Here is a 21,873-nt window from a genome sequence, read left to right as displayed (position 1 = left end):
ACGATAGGGAACTCACACGACGGCGTCGATCACCCGGTCGGGATGGCAGCGTCCACGAACCGCCCGTGACCGGCTCAGTCTTCGATCTCGATCGCCGGCCGTCCGGGTTCGGCGTTTTTCAGCACCGAATCGTCGACCTGGTCGGCGTGGACGACCCGGACCGGCGCGTCGAACTCGCGCTCGAGCAGCCACGCCGCCGACTCCAGCGTCGCGTGCTCTTCGTCCGGGTCGAGGGTCATCGAGAGCGCCTCGCGCTCAGCCTGGAGGCCCTGGCCGTAGTCGGCCGCGGCGTCGCCCTGTTCGCGGATGTGTGACTCCCCCATGAGTTCGCCGATCAGGTTGTCGGCGTCGCTTTCGATCGCGATCTCGAGGGCGTCGTACTTCCACTCGGGGGCGACGACGACGTCGATCCCCTTCGGATCGTCGATGCCGGCCACCTCGACGATGTCGCGGACGTCCTCGCGGGTGTTCGCGACCAGCCGGCGGCGCTTCTCGACGCGATCGCGATCGACCTGGGCGGTCGGCCACGCGGCGTCGACGACGAACTCGTCGTGGCCGAGCGTCTCGGACAGTTCCTCGGCGACGTGCGGGGCGACGGGCGCCAGCAGCCGGACGACCGCCGTCAGCCCGCGCTCGAACGTCTCGGCGTGGGGCTCGGCGTGCTCGGCGTACTGCCGGAGCGTCCGAGCCAGCTCCTGGGTTTCGCGCAGCGCCTTGTTGAACGTCAGGTCGTCGTACTCGTCGGTGGCGATCGCGATCGTCGCGTCGATCTCGCTCGCGACGTAGCTGGCGACGGCGTCGTCCGCGCCGTCGGGTTCGTCGGCGGCGTAGTCCTCGACCATCTCCTTCAGGCGGCCGAGGAAGGCGTTCGTCGATCGGACGCCCTCCTCGCTCCAGTCGAAGTCGCGCTCGGGCTGGGCCGCCTGCATCATGAACAGCCGGGCGGTGTCGGCACCGTACTCCTCGACGATCCGCTGGGGCGAGACGACGTTTCCTTTCGACTTGGACATCTTCTCGCCCTCGAGTTGGACCATCCCCTGTGCGAGCAGGTTCGTGAACGGCTCGCGGTGCTCGAGGCCCTCGTGGTCGGCCAGCACCTTCGTGAAGAACCGGGAGTACAGCAGGTGCATCACGGCGTGTTCGATGCCGCCGACGTACTGGTCGACCGGCATCCAGTCGTTCGCCCGTTCGCGATCGAACGGGGCGTCCTCGAGGTCGGGCGAGACGTACCGCAGGAAGTACCACGAGGAGTCGACGAAGGTGTCCATCGTGTCGGTCTCGCGGGTGGCCTCGCCGCCACAGTCGGGACACGTGGTCTCCTTCCACTCCTCGGCGGCGTCCAGCGGGTTGCCGGTAGTGTTGATGAACTCGGGGAGTTCGACCGGCAGGTCTTCTTCGGGGACCGTGACGGGGCCGCAGTCGTCGCAGTGAACGACCGGGATCGGGGTCCCCCAGTAGCGCTGGCGGGAGATCCCCCAGTCGCGAAGCTGGTACTGCGTGGCCTCCTCGGCGCTCTCGATCGCGTCGGTGAGACGATCTCGGGCCGTCTCGCTGTCGAAGCCCGAATAGTCGCCGGAGTTGACGAGCACGCCGTCCTCGGTGTAGGCCCCCTCGCTCACGTCAGGTGCGTCGGGGATCGTCTCGCCGTCCCAGTCGTCGGGTTCCGGCGCGATGACTGGCTCGATGTCGACGCCCATCTTCCGTGCGAAGGCGTGGTCCCGATCGTCGTGACCGGGAACGCCCATCAGCGCGCCGGTCCCGACGTCCGAGAGGACGAAGTCGGCGACGAAGACGGGGAGTTCGTCGCCCGTCGCGGGATTCGTGGCGGTCAGATCCGTCTCGATCCCGTTCGGTTCGTCGCCCTCGGGATCGGCCTCGTGTTCGATGAAGTGGCGGATCTCCTCGTCCTGTGCCGCGAGTTCCTCGCTGATCGGGTGATCGGGCGCGAGCGCGAAGAACGTCGCGCCGTAGATGGTGTCGACGCGGGTGGTGAAGGCCTGGACCGACCCGTATCCTTCGATACGGAACTCGAGTTCCGTCCCGTACTGGCGGCCGATCCAGTTGCGCTGCATCTGGCGCACCGAGTTCGGCCACCCCTCGAGGTCGTCGATCGCCTCCAGCAACTCGTCCGCGTACTCGGTGATCTTCAGGAACCACTGTTCGAGTTCGCGCTGTTCGACCGGCGTCTCGCAGCGCCAGCAGAGTTCGCCTTCGCCTTCGACCTGTTCGTCGGCGAGGACGGTTTCACACTCGGGACACCAGTTGACCTCGGCGTCGCGGCGTTCGACCAGCCCCTCGTCCTGGAACCGCGAGAAGAGCCACTGGTTCCACCGGTAGTACTCGGGTTTGCAGGTGGTGATCTCGCGCTCCCAGTCGTAGCCAAAGCCCATCGCGTCCATCTGCTCGCGCATCGTTTCGATGCAGTCGAACGTCCAGTCTCGCGGGTTCGTGTCGCGCTCTTTGGCCGCGTTCTCCGCGGGAAGGCCGAACGCGTCCCACCCCATCGGGTGGAGCACCTCGTCGCCGCGCATCCGGCGGTAGCGGGCGTAGGCGTCCGTAATCGTGTAGTTGCGGACGTGGCCCATGTGGAGTTTGCCCGACGGGTACGGGTACATCCCGAGGACGTACGTCGGGTCGTCGACGTCGTCGGGCGTCCGGTAGACGTTCGCCTCGTCCCACGCCTCCTGCCAGCGCCGTTCGACCGCCGCGTGGTCGTATCCCGCGTCGCTCATTCGTAGCTATCGATGTGCCCGTCGGCACCCTATACCTTCCCATTCGCGTCGAACGGCCCGCCCGGGTCGGCGGTCGAAGCGGACCGCGGCGACGCGGCTACTCGAGGTGGATCGCCGGCCGCAACGGCTGGGCCTGCCCCGCCTTGTCGTCGGGGTCGACGGGAGCGCCGTCCTCGGCGTAAATCTCGACGTCCGCGTCGAACTCGCGGGCGAGGAAGTCGGTCGCTTCCTCGTAGACGCTTCGCTCGTCGATCGCGGCCAGCGTCTCTACGGTCTCGTCGTCGCGCTCGCGGACGAACGAGACGAGGTCGCCGACGAGGCGGTTGACGGCGTCGCCCTTCTCGCGCAGGTCGTCGTCTCCCATCACTTCGCCCATAACCTGCCCCTGGTTCGGACCGACGTCGATTACGGTGTCGAGGACGTCCCGCTTCCAGTCGGCGGCGACGTAGAGCCGGATCGTCTCGGGATCGGTGTCGGTCACCTCGACGATATCGCGGACGTCCTCGAGGACGTCTTCGATCAGGTCCTCTTCGGCGACGACGGTCGGATCGTCGAACCCCGGTACCGGCTCCGGCCACGGGACGTCCTCCGCGGGCTCGCCGGTCAGTCGTTCGTGGAGTTCGTTCGCCAGGAACGGAACGAACGGCGCGAGCAGGCGCAGCCGCGTCTCGAGGACGGTCCGCAGCGTCCAGCGCGCCCCGGGACGATCGAGGTCGGCCCGGCGACGGTACCACTTGAGGTGTTCCTCGAACCGGTAGAAGGCGGTCTGGCTGGCCGATCGCGTCTCGAACCGCTCCATCGATTCCGTCACGTCGCGGACCGTCTCCTGGAGCTTGGCGAGCAGCCACCGATCGGGGCGCTCGAGGTCGCGCTCACCCGCCGGCGCCTCGATCGTCTCGATCGCGCGGTTCCATAACCGCTCGAGCTGGTCCCGCGTCGAGCCGACCTCCTCGGCCCGCCAGTCGAAGTCTTGCCACGGCTCGGAGCTATTCAGCAGGAAGAACCGGACGGTGTCGGCCCCGTATTCCTCGATGGCCTCGTCGGGGAGGACGACGTGGCCCTTCGAGGAACTCATCTTCTGGCCCTCGAGCAGCCCCATCCCCAGGCTCGTGATTCCCTGTGGCCACTTCTCCTCCCCGAACAGCTCCGCGTGGTGATAGAGGAAGAACGTGAGGTGATTCGAGATCAGGTCGTTCGCGGAACACCGGTAATCGACCGGGTACCAGTAGTCCCACTCCTCGCGGAGGTCGAGGGCGCGTTCGTTCGGCTCGTCGACCGCGCCTTCGCCGTAGAACAGCGTGTCGAAGAACTCGCGGTCCATCTCCTCCGGCGGAACGTCCTCGAGCCGGTGGGCGAACGTGTAGTACGCCATGTAGATCGTCGAGTCCGACAGCGGCTCGATGACGAAGTCGTCGTCCCACGGGAGCCGCGTTCCGAGTCCGTAGTTTCGGATACAGGGCCACTCCTCGAGCCAGCCGATCGTGTGCTCGTACTGCTCGCGGGTGTTCTCCGGGATCGCGTCCAGGTTGGCCACGGCTCGGCGAGCTTTCTCCCGCCAGTCGTCGTCGTTGTACCGCAGGAACCACGTCTCCTGTTCGGAGACCTCGACGTCGCCGCCGCAGCGACAGATGACCTCCTCGGCGAAGTCGTACATCGCATCGAAGGCCCCCTGTTGCTGGTAGTGCGCGTTGAGGTCGTCGCGGACGTCCTCGATCACCGCCCCGGCGAACTCGCCGTACTCGTCGACGAGTTCGCCCTGGTGGAACTCCCGGTTGTAGAGCTGTTGCGTGGCCTCCTCGAGGGCCGGATCGTGCTGCGATTCGACGCCGTGTTCCTCGACGGCCTCTTTCGCGGGGAACTCGCCGTACCCCTCGATCGTCAGGATCGCCCGCGGTTCGATCGCGCGCACGGCCTCCGGATCGATACCGTACCCGGTCAACTCGTCGGCGCGATCCTTGGCGTCCTGGAGGGCGACCCAGTCGTCCGGCGAGTGAGCGGGAACGGACATCACGACGCCGGTCGCGCTGTCGGTGTCGACGAACTCGGCGGGAGTGACGAGGATCTCTTCGTCCGTAACTGGGTTGGTGACGCGTTTCCCGACCAGATCGGCTCCAGCGAACGTCTCCTCGACCTCGACGTCGCGGGCCTGCAAGTCGAACTTCTCCGTCGCCTCCGCGGACACGATCCACCCCTCGCCGTCGACGATCGCCCGGGCGTACTCGGCCTCGGGATCGACGTACGCGTTCGTCACCCCGCGAACGGTTTCCGGTCGGAGCGTCGCCATCGGATAGACCGTCCCGTCGTCGTCGGTGAACTTGATCAGGGTGTACTCCTGATACTCGGCGTCCTCCCCCTCGAGCAGGTCGTGGGTCGTGACCGGTTGCTCTTCGTTCGTACAGTAGTTGACCGGGTGCAGCCCCTTCTCGAGCAGTCCGCGCTCTTTGAGCGTCTCGTACTGCCAGGTGATGAACTTCGAGTAACGCTCGTCGTTCGTGGTGAACTCGCGGCGCCAGTCGATCGACAGCCCGAGTTGCTTCATCCCCTGCTTGTAGTGTTCTTCGATGAAATGCCGGGCGAAGCCCATCGGGGTCTCGAGGTCCGCGAGGGTGTCTTCCGGGACGTTGTAGGTGTCCCGCAGGACCGACAGCTGGTCCTCCTCGCCTTTCTTGAGCCGTTCGACGGCGCCGATGATCGGCGTGCCGGTGACGTGCCAGGCGATCGGGAAGAGGACGTTGTCGCCCTGTTGGCGGCGGTACCGGGCGTACACGTCCGGGACGGTGTACGTGCGGGCGTGTCCGATGTGCATGCCGCCGCTCGGATACGGGTACGGCACCGTCACGAACGTCGCGTCCGCTCGCTGGTCGGGATCAGCTTCGTACTGACCCGACTCGGCCCAGCGATCGCGCCACTCGGCCTCGAGTTCCTGCGGGTCGTAGTTCATAGCCGCTCATTGTGCGGGATGGGGTAAAAGCACTACCACATCGGGGCGCGAACCGATCGTCGCGCGTTCGATTCGAACCGGAGAGCCCAGCCGTCGATCCGGACGCCGATCCGCGGTAGCGGCGATCAGTGCGCGCCACCGGTACAGTTGATATCTTCGGAAACCTATTCCCGCTCACATGACTCCTGCATCGTTCACCACCGATATCGCCGACGACCTGGCTGACAACCTCGTCAGCACGTCCCGGACGAGTCTCGGCGATACGCTCCGATCGGTCGTCTACTTCACCCCGTCGGAGTTCGACGTCCTGTACGTCCGCCAGGACCTCTACGACTCGACCACGGACAGCCGCGACGTCAAATCACAGCTCGTCGATTTCGAACTGGTCGGCTTCGCGGAAGCGCCGGTTCGCTCGGCGCTCTCGATCGCGGACGGCGACAGGGGCATCGGCACGTACGAGTTCACCGTCCGGTTCCACGACGACGGCTTCGTGGTCAGAAAACTCGTCGGGAACGCCGGCGTCCTCCTCACGACCGACAGTATGGACGTCAACGCGTTCGAAGACGCTGCACACGCGATCGAACGGCTCCTTTCGGGACGATAACCGAGCACCGTCCGGCTTCGGGCCCGTGTCACTCGATGTCGATCGCTTTCGAGTGCTCGCCGCCGCCGACCTTCGGCAGTCGAACCGTCAGCACCCCGTCCTCGTAGCCGGCCGACACCGCGTCCTCCTCGACCGGTTCGGGGAGCCGGATCCGTCGACTCGCCGACGCGTGGGTCCGTTCGCGCCGGAGGTATCGTCCCTCCGCGTACTCTTCCTCGTCGGTTCGATTCGCCTCGAGCCGTAGCGTTCCGTCCGAGAGCGTCAGGTCGATGTCCTCGGTATCGTAGCCGGGCAGGTCCGCCGTCACGACGTACTCCTCGTCGGTGTCGGCGACATCGACCGGGACGGAGCCCGGGACCTGGAGGCCGCCGCTGGTCATTCCCTCCTCTACCTGTCGACTGACGCGGTCGAGCATCTCTTCGATTTCGTCGAACGGATTTCCTCGCATACCTCCCGGTACGCCCTCGAGTGGGATAAATTCTGCCCGCGACTGGACAACAGAACGACGGTTCTCGCGATCGGTTATTCCGGCAGGGTGACGAGTCCGTCCTCGAGTGCGTCCATGAGCACGTCGCGTGCGTGTCCGTCGGGATCGACGCCCTCGTAGACCGCCTTGACCTCGCCGTCGGCGAGGACGAAGGTCGTCCGCGCGGTCCGCCCGTCTCGCAGTTCGACGTCGAACGCGTCGGCGATTTCGCCGTCGGGATCGGCCAGCAGGTCGAACTCGAGTCCCTCGGACTCGCAGAACGACTGGTGGGAGCCGACGTCGTCCGTCGAGACGCCGTACACCTCCACGCCGGCGTCGCGGTAGGTTTCGCGTTCACGCTGGAACTGGTTCGCCTCGATCGTACAGCCCGGCGTGTCGTCCTTCGGGTAGAAGTACAGCACCGTCGGCTCCTCGAACGCCAGTTCGATCACCTCGCCGTCCTGGTTCGGTGCCGTCACGGGCGGTGTCGCCGCGCCTTCCTCGAGTGCCATACGCGTCCCTCCCGCGTGGACGCGGAAAACTGTTTGTGGTAACCCGGTACCTGGTGGACTACCCAACCTGTACCCGTCAGGCTGCCACGAAAGCCCCGCCTGCTTTCGTGGTGTTCGAAGTCCTTTCGAGACGTTCGAAGCGGGATTTCCCGTCGTTCGACCGCTCTGTTCTTTATTCGACGACGTGTTCCGTATCGTAGGAACCGAGTTTCCGCACCCAGCCGTTTTCGGCGATCGCTTCGATGTCCGCGATCGCCTCGTTCGTCCGGGCCTCGTACAGCCCCGCTTCGATGTCGATGTGGAACACGTAATCGCCCAGTCGCTGGCCGCTGGGTCGCGATTCGACGCGGGTCAGGTTGATGTCCCGGTCGGCGAACGGTTCGAGGAGTTCGAGCAGGAGTCCGGGGTAGTTCGCGTTCGGATAGACGACCAGCGAGGTCTTGCCGCCGCCCTTCGATCGTTCCTCTGCGGGTGCGAGCGCGAAGAAGCGGGTCGCGTTCGAGTCCTGATCCTGGATGTCCTCGGCCAGCACCTCGAGGGTGGTTCCGTTCTCCGCGTTCGCCGGGTGGCCGATCCCCGCCACGGAGTGGTCCTCGCGGGCGTACTCGACGCCCTGGGCGGTACTGGCGACGGCTTCTAGCGTGGCGTCGGGGTACTCCCGTTCGAGGTAGGTTCGACACTGGGCCAGCGCCTGGGAGTGGCTCGCGATCGTGTCGAATTCGGGCCCCTGGGCGAGCAGGGCGTGGCGAATCGGGGTGACAATCTCCCGGACGACGGCGACGTCGTACTCGGCGAGGGCGTCCAGGCTTTCCGTGACGCTGCCCTCGATGCTGTTTTCGATCGGGATCACGCCCCGATCGTGTTCCTCGCTCGCGACGGCGTCGACGATCGCGGTCACCGACTGGCGGAAGTCGATCGCGTCCCGGTCGGCGAGCGCACTCGCCGCCCGGTGTGAGTAGGTCCCTTCGGGGCCAAGCGTGACTACAGTCATCGGGTGTGGGTAGCAGGGACGGGGGCAAAAGACCGTCGAGTCGTTGACCTGTTCGCGCTCGAGGTCGCGTCACGGCGTCACTGGCGGCGGAGATCCGATCGATCGCGGTTCGATTCCGCGTGGAGCCGTCGCTCGGTGTGAGGACAGGTACGCGTCGCCGCCTCACTTGCCAGTCGTTTCGAGAGAGGCTGCCGATCGGGAGAAAGCGCCGTCACTGCCCGTTACTCGTCCAGGTGTTCGATCCCCTTCTTCGAGACGTTAGCCTCCGTGATCTCGTTTGGCATCCAGTCTGGCTTGTCGTCGGGCGCGGTTTCTTCCCACGCCCAGCCGTCGTAGATGTGTACCTTGTCCGTGCCCTTCTCCCGCAGCCGGAGTTCGACCCGTTCGGCGGCCGATTCGCTGGAACCGGGTTCGAGTCGCCGGGCCGCCTTGAGGGCGGCCTGTCGTGGTGTGTTTCCGGAAAAGACGCTCGACTCTTCGCCGTCCGACTCGCGCAGTGCAAAGTTTCGTTTACCGTCTTCACGTACCATGGTTTCGCCTCCATGCCAATTCAGCACACGGTCCGACATAAAGATATCCCCCAAAACCGGCCGACTGCGCCGGTATCTTTAAGTGGATACGACCCACCAGTTCTCCGCAGTAACTCCGCAGAGCGGGGCCTCGTTCACTTCTCAGTCCGATCGATCTCGCTCGTTCCCCGAGCGATCGGTCTCCATAAAACGAATGCGGTCGTCGCGCCGTCGAAAACACTTAAGTACATCCTACGGCGAAGTTCGTCATAGAATCCCGCGATGGTACGGAAAAAGAAGCTGAGTCCAAGCGGTGCGAAAGACGAAGACGGAAACTATCACAACGTGCACCTGAACCTCCACGAGGACGAACTCGCAGTCGCGGGCATGGATATCGGCGACGAGGTCTTCGTCCGGGTCCGAGACGGCAAAATCATCATCCAGAAGGCCGACGAGGAAGACGTCGAACACGAGTTCTAGAACTCACCTTTTTACGCTTCGGGATTCGCTCGCTCCGCGAGCGACCCGCTCTCTGCTCACGGGTGCTTCGCGCCCGTTCGCCGGCTCGAGGGACGCAAAGCGGCCCTCGCTCAGCGCAAAAATCTGGATCAAATAGAGCCGCTCGTACGTTTCACTCGCTCGCGGTACTGTACAGCGAATAGTGACCGCCGGTCGAATCCGAAACTCGCGTCCGATCGATCGGCTGCCGGTCAGCGCAGCGCCTCGAGATCGAACTCGAACGCCGCGACCGGCACCTCGAGGTCGTGTTCGACGAGCACCTTCGGGTGGACCTCACCGATGAGTCCCACGTCCTCGCCGTCGACGACGATCGACGCGGTTCGACCCGAAATGAAGGCCGGGTGGTCGGTCGCGGGCGTCTCGAGGTCCACGTCGAAGTTCCTGGCGAGCGCCTGCAGGCGCGCCTTGGCGTCTTCGTAGCCGGCGTCGTGGCTCGCGAGGACCGCGCTCACGTGCCGCCCCTCGGCGACCCCGGTGTTCTCCCGATCGTCGACCTCGGCGGTGAAGCCGATCTCCGCGAGGTCCTGCGGGTAGGCCCGGTGGGTGTTGTTCTCCAGCACCATCAGCAGCGAGGGGAGCACCCACGTCCGCAGCATGGTGTAATCCTCGCTGTAGGGTTCCTTGATCGTCGCGGGGTCGCCGGCCCCGTAGACGTCGTCGCCGGGCGAAATCTCGAGTCGATCGTAGTTCTCGTCCGCGCTGATCATGTGGAAGTTCAACAGGTCCTCGAAGCCGAGGCCGACGAGTTGCGTGCGGGCGGCGTCTTCGAGTCGGGACCGCTCGTGGCGGCCGCCGACGGTCCCGACGTCGGGGTACTTCGGTTCGAGTTCGTTGAAGCCGTAGGCCCGGCCGAGGTCGTCGATGACGTCCAGCGGGTGGAGCACGTCGACGCGGTACGGCGGGATCGTCACTTCGTAGCCGAGGCCGCCGTCGCTACCGTCGTCCCGTTCGGCCTCCAGGCCCGATCGCTCCGCCAGATCGATCACCTCGTCGGGATCGAGGTCGATCCCGAGGATGGTCTCGATGCGATCGTGGGCGACGGTCTTGGTCTTCGTCGAGAGGTCCGGCCGCACTAACTCGCGTCCGCCGGACTGCGTTCGGCTCCCCTCCGAGTCCGCGTTCGCGGACTCGCTATCGGGATACTCGACGCGAACGTCCTCGATCGTCGCCCCGCGGGCCGCGAGCGCGTAGCAGACGATGGTGCACATCTTGTCGATCGTCCACTGGTCGGTGCCGGTCATCTCGACGAACAGGTCGCGGGAGTCGGTCGAGACCTCCGTCCGGCGGCCGTTGATCACCGGCGGGAACGAGAACAGTCCGAGATCGTCGTAGATCGCGGGGTAGCGATCGTACTCGCTCACGAGATCGGCGTACGTTTTCCCGGTCTGGTGCTCTTCTAGCACCTGTGCCGGCGTCATCTCCCGATCCGCGTCGAGCGGGACGAACGTGTCTTCTTCGGGCTCGATGCCGACGTACTGGATGGTCGGGTTCCCGTCGGTCGCCGAGGCCCCTTTCAGCATCGTCAGATCGTGGATTCCGATCGCGCCCTTCGCGCGCTTGCGCCCCATCGTCGCGTGGAGTTTCTCCTGCAACTGGATCAGGGAGTCCAGCCCGTCCTCGTCGAGGTCGATGTCGCGGATCACCGCACCCGTCACGTACGGTCGCTCGTCCGGGACGGATTCGTCGACCTCGATCGTCCACTCCGCCGCGTTCGTCGAGGGGACGTGGACGCCGCGGGCGTCGCCGTAGTGGTAGCGCATCGACCGGGCCACGCCCTCGACGGAGAGCCGATCGAGTCGATCGGGCGCGAACTCGAGTTCGAACGCGCCGTCCTCGGTGCGCCCCTCGAACTCCAGGCCGAGGCCGAACAGGTCGTCTTTCAGTTCGTCGTCGCTCTTGTCCTCGCGGCCGGTCAGGTCGCGCAGTTCGTCGGGGTCGATGTCGACGGTTGGCATCAGTAGGTCACCTCCGTATCCCGCAGCAGTTCGAGGTCACACAGCGTCCCGTGGATGTCCCGGATGTCCTCGAAGCCGTACATCAGCATGAGCAGGCGCTCGAGGGCCAGTCCCCAGGCCATCACGTCGCACTCCACGCCGAGCGGTTCGAGCATCTCCTCGCGGAAGATTCCCGAGTTCCCGATCTCGACGAGTTCGCCCGTCGTGGGATGCGTGCCGAACAGTTCGAAGCTCGGCTCCGTGTAGGGATTGTAGTGGGGCTTGAACTCGATGTCCGTGATCCCGAACTGGGCGTAGAACTCCTCGAAGGTGCCCATCAGGTCCCGAACCGAGAGGTCCTCGGCCATCACCCACCCCTCGATCTGGAAGAACTCCAGCAGGTGGGTCGGGTCGAGCGTGTCGTTCCGGTAGACCTTCTCGACGCTGAAGAACCGCGCGGGCGGCTCGATCTCGCCGATCTGCTCGCCCGAGAGGTACCGCGTCGAGAGCGAGGTCGTGTGCCCGCGTAGCGCGAGCGCTCGCGCGAAGTCTTCGTCCCACGGCGAGTGGTACCCCTCGCCGTCGTCGCCGACGCCCTCCCGGTGGGCTCGCTCCACCCGATCGACGAGGTCCGCGGGCAACTCGTCGATGTGCGTGGGCTGTTCGAGGGCGAACCGATCCCAGTGGGTCCGCGCGGGGTGGTCCTGGGGCATGAACAGGCAGTCGTTGATCCAGAAGTCCGCGTCGACGTGTGGCCCCTCCATCTCCTGGAACCCCATGCCGACGAGGACGTCCTTGACGCGTTCGGCCGTCTGGCGGAGGATGTGGACCCGGCCGCCCTCGAACCGCTCGGCGTCGGCCTCGACGTTGTACTCGGCGAACTCCACGTCCGTCCACTCGCCGCTCGTGAGCAGTTCCGGGGTGACCTGGCCGACCGTCTCCGCGGTCTCGATGCCGGCCATCAGTTCCGTGATGGCCCGTTCGGTGAGCGTCGCCTCGCGGATCGTCGTCTCCGATCGAACGAGCAGGCCGCGGCGTTCGAGCTGGTCGAGCGTGTCCGAATCCACGTCGACGGTATCGATCGGGGCTTCGCCCGCGTCGGCGAGCGCGTCGAGCGCGTTCGCCTCGGCGTCCGCTGCGGGGTCGGCGTCGGGGTCGGCGGTGAGTTCGCCGCTGTCGATCGCGCCGTACCCCTTCCGGGCGTAGTTCGAGAGCGCGATGTCGACGCCGTCGCCCTCGAGTCCGGACGCGCCGATGACCCGCCCCATCGAGACGGGATCGGCGTCGGCACCGGCCTCGAGTGCGGCCTCGTACAGCCGGATCTCCGGCAGTTGTGAGTCTGCGTACGCTGCGCCTTCGTCGGTCAGTGCGATCGTTTCGTCGACTCGCTCGTCGACGGCGACCAGCCCCTCGTCTTCCAGTTCGAAGACCGCCCCGGTGACGGTCTCCGGAGGGAGCTCGGTCGCCGCAGCGAGGGCGTCGACGGACGTTGCCTCGTCTGCGCTCGCGGCCTCGAGGACCGCGACCTGTGGTTCGGGAAGTTGCATTCGCTTGTTCGTATGGCTGCGTGTCGGTCAGTTAGCGGTTCCGATACTGCCCGGTCCGCGATCGTCTCCCGGTCGGTTTCGCCGCGCGCGCCCGGTGTGGGGTGCGCGGGTCCACCGCCTCGATCACCGGGCGAAGAAGAAGCCGAACCCTGGGCGCGTACGCTGTGGTGTGCGGGCGACGCCGGCACGAACGTGGGGTTCGGGTGCCATACGCGAGTCGTGTTCCGGCCGGAGCAAAAGCGTTGCGGTGGTCCACCACCCCGATCTGGTCGCCGCGACGTCAAGTACTCTCGAACCGGAAGGTTTCTCCCGCTGTCGTGAGAGGGGACGCGCATGGAAAGCACCGAATCGGACGTCGACTCCGACTCCACGGACGATCACACCACCGATCGCTCCGTCGACGACCACGACGACTCCGATCATCCCGCTCCCGATCCCAGTGACGACCACCGCACTGACGATCCCAGTGACGACCACCGCACTGACGATCCCAGTGACGAACACCCGACCGCCGTCCCCGATCGGCGGCCGACGGTCGTCAACGGGCTGGTCGGTGGTCTCCTCGCGCTGTTTCTGCTCTCGCTCGTCTCGTTCGCGCCGCTGTTCGGCGGCCTCTTTTCGGGCTATCTCGAGGGGTCCGACCTCAAGGAGGGCGCCGTTGCTGGCGCGTACGCTGGCGCGATCGCGGCCGCCGTGGTGGCGGTCGGCCTGGTCGTCACTAACGGAATCGTCGCGGGATTCTTCCCCGAATCAGTGCTGTTCGGCCCGCTCTACGTCGTCGTGTTCGCGATAGGCGGCGGCGCGATCGGGTCGTACCTCAACGACGAACTCGGCGACGAGATCGGTCGGTACTGATCCGCTTCGGTCGCGTCTCTCGTTCCATTCTCGTCCGATCGCTCGGGCCGTTCTCGCCTGCTACCTCGCGCGCGGCGACTCGAGTTCGACGTCCGCGTCCTCGAGTAGCTCCTCGACCTCCTCGCGTTTCTCCTGGTGCTCTTCGAGGAACTCCCGCATCAGCTGGGCGGCCTGTTCCTTGCAGTCGCCACAGAGCCGCTCGCCGCCGACGCACTCGTCGTAGACGCGTTTCGCGAACTCGTCGTCGTCGCCGGACAGCAGGTAGGCGTACAGTTCGTAGACGGGACACTCGTCGGCGCGGCCCCCTTTCTCGCGTTGCTCTTCGGCGGTTTCGCGGCCGCCGGTCGTCGCCGCCTTGACCTTGTCGTAGCCGTCTTCGGGATCGTCCAGCAGCGAGATGTGGCTCGCCGGGATCGACGAGGACATCTTCCCGCCCGTGAGCCCGGTCATGAACCGGTGGTAGATCGAGGACGGCGGACGGAACCCGTAGCCGTCGTTCTCGACTTCGACCTCGCGGGCGAGTTCCTCCGCCTCCGCCGCGTCCAGTTCGAACGCGTCGACGTGGCTCTCGTAGACGCGCTTCTCGCCCTCGATCGCGTCGACGAGCGCGTCGAACGCCTCGTCGGTCGCCCGGCGATCGAAGAAGCGGGTCCGGGGCCGGATCGGCTCCATGCCGGCTTCTTCGAGTTTCGTCAGGACCGACCCCAGAACGTCCGCACCGATGTCGAGTTCCTCGAGGGGCGTCTCCTCGATCGCCTCGGCGACGTGGACGCAGCGCAGGGTGTCGTCGTCGAACGCCGCGGGGTCGAGTCGCTCGTAGACGTCGGCGACCAGCGCGCGCTCCTCGGGTTCGAGCTCGAAGCTCGCGTAGGCCTCGCTCACCTTGAAGAAGCGCATCCGCTCGGCGAGGTCGCGAGCCAGTCGGACGTGGGGATCCTGGTCCGGTCCGACGGGGATCACCGTGGGTTTGGGCTCGTCGAGTTGCGGATAGAGGATGTCGGCCATCTGCGTGACGACCGACTGCATGTGTGAGACGTCGGTCTCGCCGTCGAAGCCGTAGATCGACTCGAGTTCCGAGAAGTTGGCCTCCGCACCGAGTTCGAAGGCCAGGTCCTGTAGCTCGCGATTGGTCGACTGGCGGTAGAGCGTGCCCTCCTCGGGGTCGAAGCCGAGCGCGAGCAGGGAGAGCAGGTAGTCGCGGGCGTGCTCGTCGATCTCGTTCCAGCTCATCCCGCGGGCGGAGTTGGCCTCGAGGTCGGCGATCAGCGCGTAGGCGTCGGCCCCCTGTTGCTGGTGCCAGATGATCTCGTCGAAGACGAGTTTGTGGCCGATGTGCGGATCCCCGGTGGGCATAAAGCCCGAGAGGACGGCGGCGGGCTCGTCGTTCTGTAGGGCTCTCGCGACGGGTCGATAGTCCCGGTGGCCGAAGATCACGCCCCGTCGCATCAGGTAGTGCGGGTTCGGCACCTCCTCGAGAACCTCGTCGAACTCCTCGATGCCGAACTCCTCGAAGAGTTTGCGGTAGTCGGAGACGCTCGAGGAACCCCACGGATCGAGGGCGACGTCGTCGGCACCTGCAGCTCCGCCGTCGGTCATCGGTTCCCCTGACTCGGACTCCTCGAGTGGGTCGTCTCCGGTCATTACCACGGTTTTGGCGCGCCGGAGCGCAAAAGCCTTCGCCTTCGCCCGCGGTTCCGATCCGTCGTGGGGAGCGGGAATCCTCAAGCGCCCCCGCGACGAACGATCGTCGATGCGCGTTCGCATATTCGATGCCGAACTGGACGTCGACGAGTCGCGGATCGCCGAAGCGCCGGCCGCCGTCCGCGAGCAACTACGGGAGTACGAGGCCGGCGAGCGAAGGGCGTTCGACCTCGCGATCGAGTACCCCGACGACTTCACGGGAACCGTGATGCGCGCGATGGCGCGCATCCCGCCCGGCGAGACGCGAACCTACGGCGACCTCGCGGCGGACCTCGAGACGGCCCCGGTCGCCGTCGGGCAGGCCTGCGGTCGGAACCCGCTTCCCGTCGTCGTCCCCTGTCACCGCGTGGTCGGCGCGGAGTCGCTCACCGGCTACGCCGGCGGACTGGCCCTGAAACGGCGGCTGCTCGAGCACGAAGGCGCCCCGATTCCGGGCGACGAGCCGTCCGGGTCGGCCGAGTGACCCCTGAACCGATCGGATCGCACTCGGGAAGCGATTCTACGAGCAGGTCGCCGCTCGGCCGCGAAATTACGCGTTCCGGTCGGCTACTGCCCGTAACGACGCGAGCCGATCGGCGTCGACGTCGGCGAGGACGACGGCGACGAAGACCGACTCGCCGTCGGGTCGCGGCGCGTCGCCGCCGAGGACGCCGTTGCCGCCGACGATCGACTGGAGCGTGCGCCGCCCCTCGGCGATCGCCTGCCGGTCGAGCCACGCCGGCGGGCCGCCGACGATCAGTAACGCGCGTTCGGCGCTTTCGGGCTCACACTCGAGGGTGAGTTTGCCGCGGATCCCCTTGCGGACGACGGTCTCGATGGCGCTGACCGCCTTGGTCGTCTCGACGTCCGGTTCCGACGAGACGAGTCCGAGGCCGAACCGCGAGCCGCCCGTTTCGACGTCCTGCTCGCCGTAGCCGAGCGTGACGATGGCCGACTCGTTGCCGACGATCCGATTGACGTCGCTCGCGTCCACGACGTTCTGAGTAACTGTCCCGTCCGACCCGGCGCCACCGCCGGCGAACACGGACGCGATCCGCGTCGCCAGTTCCCGGTTGCACCGATCGCGAGCGTCGGCGAGCGTCTCGCCGGGACGGAGCCACGCGTCGTTGTCGAACAGGATGATCGCGTTCGCGAGTCCGTCCAGTCGCTCGAGCGTCCGGATCGCGTTCGATGGCGCGTTCGGCCGCGATGGCTGTTCGGCTCCCGGCGTCGTCCTCACGTGGGATCCGGATCCGGACGCGTCGGCGTCGGGATCGAACTCCCGATCGGCCGGTAGCGTCGCGAGGGCGTACACCGGCGCGTCGTACCGCCGCTGGAGTGCGGAGATGAGCGCTGGCGCGGTTATGCCGCCCGTCACGCCGCCGAGGCCGACCGTGACGAGAAACGCGTCGGCAGCCGCCGGCGTCCCGCGGTCAAGCACCTCGAGCAGTTCCTCGGCGGCCGCCGGGCCCATCTCGAACCCCCGTTCGAGGTTCCCTTCGAGGCCGGTCGTGTCGTCGAGTCCGGTCCCCTGTCCGTACTGGTGGCGATGCGACTCGGGAATGACCGCACGTTGCAGATCGGGTTCGTCGGTATCGAACGCGAACGCGTCCGTGAGAAACGACTGCGTCGCTGGCTCCGCGGCCCGGATCGCTTCGGTGATCCGGCAGCCCGCACCACCGACACCGATTACCTCGAGTTGCATGAGACGATACTGGTCCGATGGGGTTTTCATGGTTCCGCTCGCCCCATCGTCTCCGCGGGATCGATCCCGCCGACGAACGCCCCGAGTACGATTCGATCAGGGCGTCAGCCGCTCTACCGACCACCAGTCGATCCCGCCGTCCTCGTCGACGAGCGCGAATACCATCGTCTTGCGGACGCCGTGAGCGAGGCGGACGTCCAGTGCCAGATCTCGGGGCTCGAAGACGTCACCGTCGGGGTGGACCCGGATCAGCAACTCGGAGTGGCCCAGGTTATCGACCGAGTCCACGTTCGCGTAGGTCCGGAAGTCCGCGCCGAACTTGTACCCCGTCTTGGGAACGACGCCGCGCTCGCGGAGGGCGGTGTAGACGCGAAGGCGGCGCTCGAACCGTTCGCCCTCGACCTCGCGGCCCCGATCGCGCACCGTCGCCGGGTCGAGATCGATCGCCCCGCGCTCGGCGAGGTAGGCCGCCTCGAGCAGCGAACACTGGAGCGTGGGTCGATCGTACTCCCGCCCCTCCAGCGGCTGGCCGTAGAAGGTCTCCTCGTACAGTTCCAGCGGCGGCTCCCAGACGACGACGCGATCGGCGAGCAGGTCGGCCCCGCAGCCCTCGGGGAGCAACGTCGCGGAGGACCCCGCGGGCTCACGGCGGTCCACCTGGAAGTAGGTGATCTCGCTCTCCTCGTCGACGACGGCGAGGACGCCCGCCGAGAGTGCGCTTGCGGGCACGTCGGTCCGTTCGCCGATCACCTGCAGCGGGTACTCCACGTCGCCGTCGGCCGGTCCTTTCCCGCGCGGGAAGACGGCGAAGTCGGCGTCCGGCGGATCGTCGACCCACGGCTCCGCCGCCGGCGAGAGGTAGAACCCCCGCGATCGCAGATCCGCGTAGACCAGAAAGCGAACGCCGAAGTCCGTCCCGGGTTCGCGGGCGACGAACGACCGGAAGTCCAGCCGATCGCCGTCGGCGACGACCCCCTCGAGATCGCCGCGAAAGAGCAGGTGGGCCGCTTCGACGGGCGCGAGGGCGATTTCGTTGCCCTCGAGCGGGTAACCGTAGCCCCGTGAATCGTAATATCGCTGGCGTGCGTTGCCGCCCACGCGGATGACGCCGGCATCCTCGTCGAACCGCCCCTCGAGTGACATACCAGTGGCTTTGCCGTCGGACACTAAGTGGCTGCGGATCGATTCCCACGCAGTTTCTCAGCACACGAATCGGTGTCCAACGCCTCGAAGGCCTCTGGTGCGCTCCAGTCGCAGGACTCGCTGCGGTCCTCACCCCACTTCGTTCGGCTGCGGTCCTTGCGTCGTCTGGCTTCCCGGAGCGCCAGCCCCTTTCAGTCCCACCCGCGGCGGTCAGTCGGGGCCTCCAGTCGGGCGGTCCGGCCAGTCTGGAGTCAGTCGTCACCTGCAGCCCCGATCGATTCCTCGACCAGTCGCTCGCAGGTGGCGTCGAGACAGCGGGTCCCGCTGGGGCTCTCGAACGTCGGGAGGCCGCAGGCGCACTCGCCGTCGACGACGCCGGCGGGAATCGCGAACCCGGTGTCGCAGTCGGGATAGTGCTCGCAGCCGGCGATCAGGCCGCCCCGGCGGAGGATCCGGAGGTCGCCGTCACAGCCCGATTCGGGACAGTTCCACTCCCGATCGAACGCCTCGCGGACGACCTCGTCCAGCGACTCGCAGTTCCGATCGAGGCAGACGGTGAAGGCGAGGCCGCGCTCGACGCGCATCTGCGGGAGGCCACAGTCGCAGTCACAGCGTTCGTCCCGAATCATCGCGTCGGACGGAACGCCATAGCGGTCGCCACAGCCGACGCAGTGGACGCCGGACGATCGAACGAGTGCGCCGTCACACGACGGACAGGTCCCGACGGGGGTGCCGGCGGCCGAACTCGGGTAGTGGGCGAACCCCTCCTGCTCGTGAGCGGCGATCCGGAGGGTCTGGGTGTCCTTCGTCGCGACGAGCGAGAACCCGTCTGCGCGATCGCTGGAGACGGTGTCGGCGCGGGTGAGCCACGCGACGGGCTGGTAGCCGTCGACGTCGTGGACCAGCACGGTGTTGTCCGGTTTGACGATCGTCGTCACCCGACCGCGGTACTCCTCGCGGTCCGTTCCGTCCGTGATCACGGTGCAGTCGCCGGCGAGCACGCGAATCGCGTCGTCGATCATGGGATCGTTGGCCGCGGATTCGTACTTAAACTCACGGACGAATGCGCGATCCAGTGGCGATCGATCTGGTGACCTTTCGGTGCCGACGACGGAACACATTTATTGAGTGTCTCCGCTGACGACCAGTATGGTCGATCCGGACGACGACACCGGAGCCATCTCTCGGCGTCTCGGTGCCCTCCAGGACGAACTGGGGGCGCTGCGGCAGGAACTCCGTTCGGCCGACGGGACCGACCACGAGTTTCGGGGCCGGGTCGAATCCGTCGCGGGGGAGTTACAGAACCTCCTCGCTGCGACGAACGGCGGTCACGGTGCGATCGATACGATATCGGGCGAGACCATCACTCCGCTCGACCCCGATCCGGCGGCGATCGAATTGGACGACGTCGCCCACGCGCTGTCGAATCTCAGTCGCTTCACGGGCCAGGGAATACGCTTCTACAGCGTCGCGCGCCACTCGGTGCACGTGAGCCGCGAGGTCGAGGCTCGCGGGGGCAGTCGGGCCGCCCAGCGCTGGGGCTTGCTCCACGACGCGCCGGAAGCGTACCTCTCGGACGTGCCCGCGCCGGTGAAACGGAGCCTCCCCGGCTACACCCACGCCGAGAAGCGACTCGCCCGGGCAGTCCGGGACGCGCTCGACGTCCAGGTGACGGCCGCGGACGTGACGGTGGTCGACGCGGCCGATTCGGCCGTCGGCCGGCACGAGCTATCGGTTCACCTGCCTGAAAGCGACCGCGAGCCACCCACCCTCGAGTACGATCCGGACGCCCTCGAGTCGGACGTGGCCGATTCGGACCTGTTCTGCCGACGAGCGCGGGAGCTGGGACTCCGGTGACGACGCGGCTCCAGTACCGACGGCGCTCCGGTGACCACGGCAGACCGGCGAGAACGGGCTCCGGAACCGGTTCGATTTAGTACCGGTCCCCGCCATGAGAGACCGTGCACCGTCCAACGCTGATCGTCTACTGTGGGCTGCCGGGGGTGGGCAAATCCGCAGCGTCCGCTTACACCGCAGAGCGGCTGCCGGCGGAACGATACCGCAGCGACGAGGTTCGAAAACGGCTGTTCCCGGACCCGAGCTACACGCCCGAGGAGACCGTCGCGACCTACGAGGAACTGCTCGCGTGCGCTCGGGACGCCCTCGAATCGGACTCGGACGTCGTCCTCGACGCGACGTTCCGCTCGAAACGGTTTCGCGATCGGGCGGCCGCGACTGCACGCGAAGCGGACGCCGCGCCGCAGTTCGTGCGCGTGACCTGCGACGTCGACGTCGTCAGGGAACGCATCGAAAAGCGGACGGAATCCGTCAGCGACGCCGCGTTCGACGAACACCTGAAACTCCGGCGGGCGTTCGACCCGATCGAGCGCGACCACGTCGTGATCGACAACTCGGGATCGCTCGAGGCCACCTACGAGCAGATCGATCGCTCGGTGCTGTAGCTGTCGGCGATACCGTGTGCCGTCGGCCCGCGTGCTTGCGCTCGCCGGAGACCACCGCGGCTAAGGCCCCGCTCGCGAGTGTACTGCCCATGACGACGATCAAGGACAGCGTCCACGACTACATCGAACTCGGCCCCGTCGCGGAGGCGCTGCTGGACACCGCGCCGATGCAGCGGCTCCGCTACGTCCGGCAGTTGAGCACCGTCCAGCTCGTCTATCCCTCCGCGAACCACACCCGGTTCGAACACAGCCTCGGCGTCTACCACCTCGCCTCGAACGCGGTCGACCAGCTCGATCTCGAGTCGTCGCTCGCCGATCGTCTCCGGGCCGCGGCGCTGGTTCACGACGTCGGTCACGGCCCGTTCGGTCACCAGACCGAACCCGCGATCGAGCGCCACCTGGGTCGCCACCACGACGAGATCGAGTGGCTGCTCGCCGAGACGGAACTCGGGACGGCCCTCGAAGAGCAGGGGCTCGATCCCGCGGCCGTCGCGGCGACCGTCGACGGCCGCGGTCCGCTCGGCGACCTCGTCTCCGGCGCGCTCGACGTCGATCGAATGGACTACCTGGTGCGTGACGCCCATCACACCGGCGTCCCCTACGGGACGATCGACCACGCGCGACTGGTGCGGGCGTTCCGGATCGTCGACGGCGAACTCGCCCTCGCCGACGGCAACGTCGCGACCGCCGAGAGCGCGCTGATCGCCCGGACGCTGATGAACGCGACCGTCTACCGCCACCACGTCTCGCGGATCGCCGGCTCGATGCTCGATCGGGCGAGCGAGCGCCTCCTCGCGGACGGCGTCCTCGCCCCCGAGTCGTTCGCGCGGCTGACCGACGACGAACTGCTCGCGACGCTCGCCGACCACGAGCCGACGGCCGACCTGGCCCGCCGGCTCCGCGAACGGTCCCTCTACAAGCGGGCGCTGTGGGCCAGGCGCGACGCCGTCCCCGATCGGTTCGTCGAGATCGAGTACGATCGGACGCGCGACCTCGAGCGAGAGATCGCGAGCGAGGCGGGCGTCGCCCCGTCGGCCGTGATCCTCGACAGTCCGGGCGATCCCTCCTCGCCCGAGTCGAAAGCGAGGGTCGTCGTCGACGGGGAGCCGCGTCGGCTCGAGACGCGTTCGTCGCTCGTCGCCGGGCTCGACGCCTGTGCACGCGAGATCTGGCGACTCGGGGTGTACGCCCCGCCGGTCGACCTCGACGCCGTTCGCGAGGCGGCGGCGACGGTGCTCGACGTCGACGGCGATCCGGCACCGTAATCCCGCGC

The 21,873-nt window shown here is 67.0% G+C and carries 19 protein-coding genes; 7 read left to right on the top strand and 12 right to left on the bottom strand.

The features are described from left to right. Positions 1 to 74: 74 nt before the first annotated feature. Both leuS (MUG98_RS20310) and leuS (MUG98_RS20305) read right to left on the bottom strand, forming a co-directional pair. Positions 75 to 2,732, bottom strand: a complete 2,658-nt coding sequence (gene leuS, locus MUG98_RS20310; RefSeq protein WP_265109236.1) for a leucine--tRNA ligase — start codon at positions 2,730 to 2,732, stop codon at positions 75 to 77. A 97-nt stretch (positions 2,733 to 2,829) separates the two neighbouring features. After that, complete coding sequence (gene leuS, locus MUG98_RS20305) at positions 2,830 to 5,673, bottom strand: leucine--tRNA ligase (protein ID WP_265109235.1); 2,844 nt, start codon at positions 5,671 to 5,673, stop codon at positions 2,830 to 2,832. 178 nt (positions 5,674 to 5,851) lie between these two features. On the opposite strand from leuS (MUG98_RS20305), the gene MUG98_RS20300 reads away from it, so the two are divergent. Further along, positions 5,852 to 6,277 carry a DUF7522 family protein gene (locus tag MUG98_RS20300; RefSeq protein WP_265109234.1) on the top strand — a complete coding sequence of 142 codons (426 nt, stop codon included), beginning with the start codon at positions 5,852 to 5,854 and terminating at the stop codon, positions 6,275 to 6,277. A gap of 28 nt (positions 6,278 to 6,305) precedes the next feature. On the opposite strand, the gene MUG98_RS20295 is transcribed toward MUG98_RS20300, so the two are convergent. The 4 genes from MUG98_RS20295 to MUG98_RS20280 all read right to left on the bottom strand — a co-directional run bounded on the left by MUG98_RS20295 (position 6,306) and on the right by MUG98_RS20280 (position 8,776). Further along, positions 6,306 to 6,725, bottom strand: a complete 420-nt coding sequence (locus MUG98_RS20295) for an Hsp20/alpha crystallin family protein (RefSeq protein WP_265109233.1) — start codon at positions 6,723 to 6,725, stop codon at positions 6,306 to 6,308. A gap of 74 nt (positions 6,726 to 6,799) precedes the next feature. Continuing rightward, on the bottom strand, positions 6,800 to 7,255 hold the full coding sequence (locus tag MUG98_RS20290) for a peroxiredoxin (RefSeq protein WP_265109232.1): 456 nt from the start codon (positions 7,253 to 7,255) through the stop codon (positions 6,800 to 6,802). Positions 7,256 to 7,427: 172 nt separating this feature from the next. Next, positions 7,428 to 8,246, bottom strand: a complete 819-nt coding sequence (gene pheA / locus MUG98_RS20285; RefSeq protein WP_265109231.1) for a prephenate dehydratase — start codon at positions 8,244 to 8,246, stop codon at positions 7,428 to 7,430. Positions 8,247 to 8,467: 221 nt separating this feature from the next. Further along, on the bottom strand, positions 8,468 to 8,776 hold the full coding sequence (locus tag MUG98_RS20280) for a non-histone chromosomal MC1 family protein (protein WP_265109230.1): 309 nt from the start codon (positions 8,774 to 8,776) through the stop codon (positions 8,468 to 8,470). Between the two features lie 261 nt (positions 8,777 to 9,037). On the opposite strand from MUG98_RS20280, the gene MUG98_RS20275 reads away from it, so the two are divergent. After that, complete coding sequence (locus MUG98_RS20275; RefSeq protein WP_006111025.1) at positions 9,038 to 9,235, top strand: hypothetical protein; 198 nt, start codon at positions 9,038 to 9,040, stop codon at positions 9,233 to 9,235. 230 nt (positions 9,236 to 9,465) lie between these two features. Here the strand turns inward: MUG98_RS20275 and pheT are convergent, their stop codons facing one another. Then, positions 9,466 to 11,229 (bottom strand): phenylalanine--tRNA ligase subunit beta, encoded by a 1,764-nt coding sequence (pheT, locus tag MUG98_RS20270; protein WP_265109229.1) that lies wholly within the window; start codon positions 11,227 to 11,229, stop codon positions 9,466 to 9,468. Next, entirely contained in the window at positions 11,229 to 12,755 is a 1,527-nt protein-coding gene (gene pheS, locus MUG98_RS20265; protein WP_265109228.1) for a phenylalanine--tRNA ligase subunit alpha, read from the bottom strand. The genes pheT and pheS overlap by 1 nt, the downstream gene beginning before the upstream one ends. A gap of 333 nt (positions 12,756 to 13,088) precedes the next feature. On the opposite strand from pheS, the gene MUG98_RS20260 reads away from it, so the two are divergent. Next, positions 13,089 to 13,610: a DUF5518 domain-containing protein gene (locus tag MUG98_RS20260; RefSeq protein WP_265109227.1), complete on the top strand. Its 522-nt coding sequence runs from the start codon at positions 13,089 to 13,091 to the stop codon at positions 13,608 to 13,610. Positions 13,611 to 13,670: 60 nt separating this feature from the next. On the opposite strand, the gene MUG98_RS20255 is transcribed toward MUG98_RS20260, so the two are convergent. Beyond that, entirely contained in the window at positions 13,671 to 15,251 is a 1,581-nt protein-coding gene (locus tag MUG98_RS20255) for a tryptophan--tRNA ligase (RefSeq protein ID WP_265109226.1), read from the bottom strand. 109 nt (positions 15,252 to 15,360) lie between these two features. On the opposite strand from MUG98_RS20255, the gene MUG98_RS20250 reads away from it, so the two are divergent. Next, positions 15,361 to 15,774 (top strand): methylated-DNA--[protein]-cysteine S-methyltransferase, encoded by a 414-nt coding sequence (locus MUG98_RS20250; RefSeq protein WP_265109225.1) that lies wholly within the window; start codon positions 15,361 to 15,363, stop codon positions 15,772 to 15,774. A 66-nt stretch (positions 15,775 to 15,840) separates the two neighbouring features. On the opposite strand, the gene MUG98_RS20245 is transcribed toward MUG98_RS20250, so the two are convergent. The 3 genes from MUG98_RS20245 to MUG98_RS20235 form a co-directional block, all read right to left on the bottom strand. Continuing rightward, positions 15,841 to 16,995 (bottom strand): tubulin/FtsZ family protein, encoded by a 1,155-nt coding sequence (locus MUG98_RS20245; RefSeq protein ID WP_265109224.1) that lies wholly within the window; start codon positions 16,993 to 16,995, stop codon positions 15,841 to 15,843. 96 nt (positions 16,996 to 17,091) lie between these two features. Then, positions 17,092 to 18,138: a tRNA-intron lyase gene (gene endA, locus MUG98_RS20240; protein ID WP_265109223.1), complete on the bottom strand. Its 1,047-nt coding sequence runs from the start codon at positions 18,136 to 18,138 to the stop codon at positions 17,092 to 17,094. Positions 18,139 to 18,389: 251 nt separating this feature from the next. After that, positions 18,390 to 19,160, bottom strand: a complete 771-nt coding sequence (locus tag MUG98_RS20235) for a DUF91 domain-containing protein (protein WP_265109222.1) — start codon at positions 19,158 to 19,160, stop codon at positions 18,390 to 18,392. A 127-nt stretch (positions 19,161 to 19,287) separates the two neighbouring features. On the opposite strand from MUG98_RS20235, the gene MUG98_RS20230 reads away from it, so the two are divergent. The 3 genes from MUG98_RS20230 (at position 19,288) to MUG98_RS20220 (ending at position 21,865) form a co-directional block, all read left to right on the top strand. After that, positions 19,288 to 19,995, top strand: a complete 708-nt coding sequence (locus MUG98_RS20230) for a hypothetical protein (protein ID WP_265109221.1) — start codon at positions 19,288 to 19,290, stop codon at positions 19,993 to 19,995. A gap of 104 nt (positions 19,996 to 20,099) precedes the next feature. After that, entirely contained in the window at positions 20,100 to 20,600 is a 501-nt protein-coding gene (locus MUG98_RS20225) for a P-loop nucleotide/nucleoside kinase family protein (protein ID WP_265109220.1), read from the top strand. Positions 20,601 to 20,689: 89 nt separating this feature from the next. After that, positions 20,690 to 21,865, top strand: a complete 1,176-nt coding sequence (locus MUG98_RS20220) for an HD domain-containing protein (RefSeq protein ID WP_265109219.1) — start codon at positions 20,690 to 20,692, stop codon at positions 21,863 to 21,865. Positions 21,866 to 21,873 lie beyond the last annotated feature (8 nt).

This window comes from Halosolutus halophilus (assembly GCF_022869805.1).
Lineage (GTDB): Archaea > Halobacteriota > Halobacteria > Halobacteriales > Natrialbaceae > Halosolutus > Halosolutus halophilus.
Note: the sequence above shows the minus strand (reverse complement) of the source record. Positions and strands in the feature narration are given on the sequence as shown.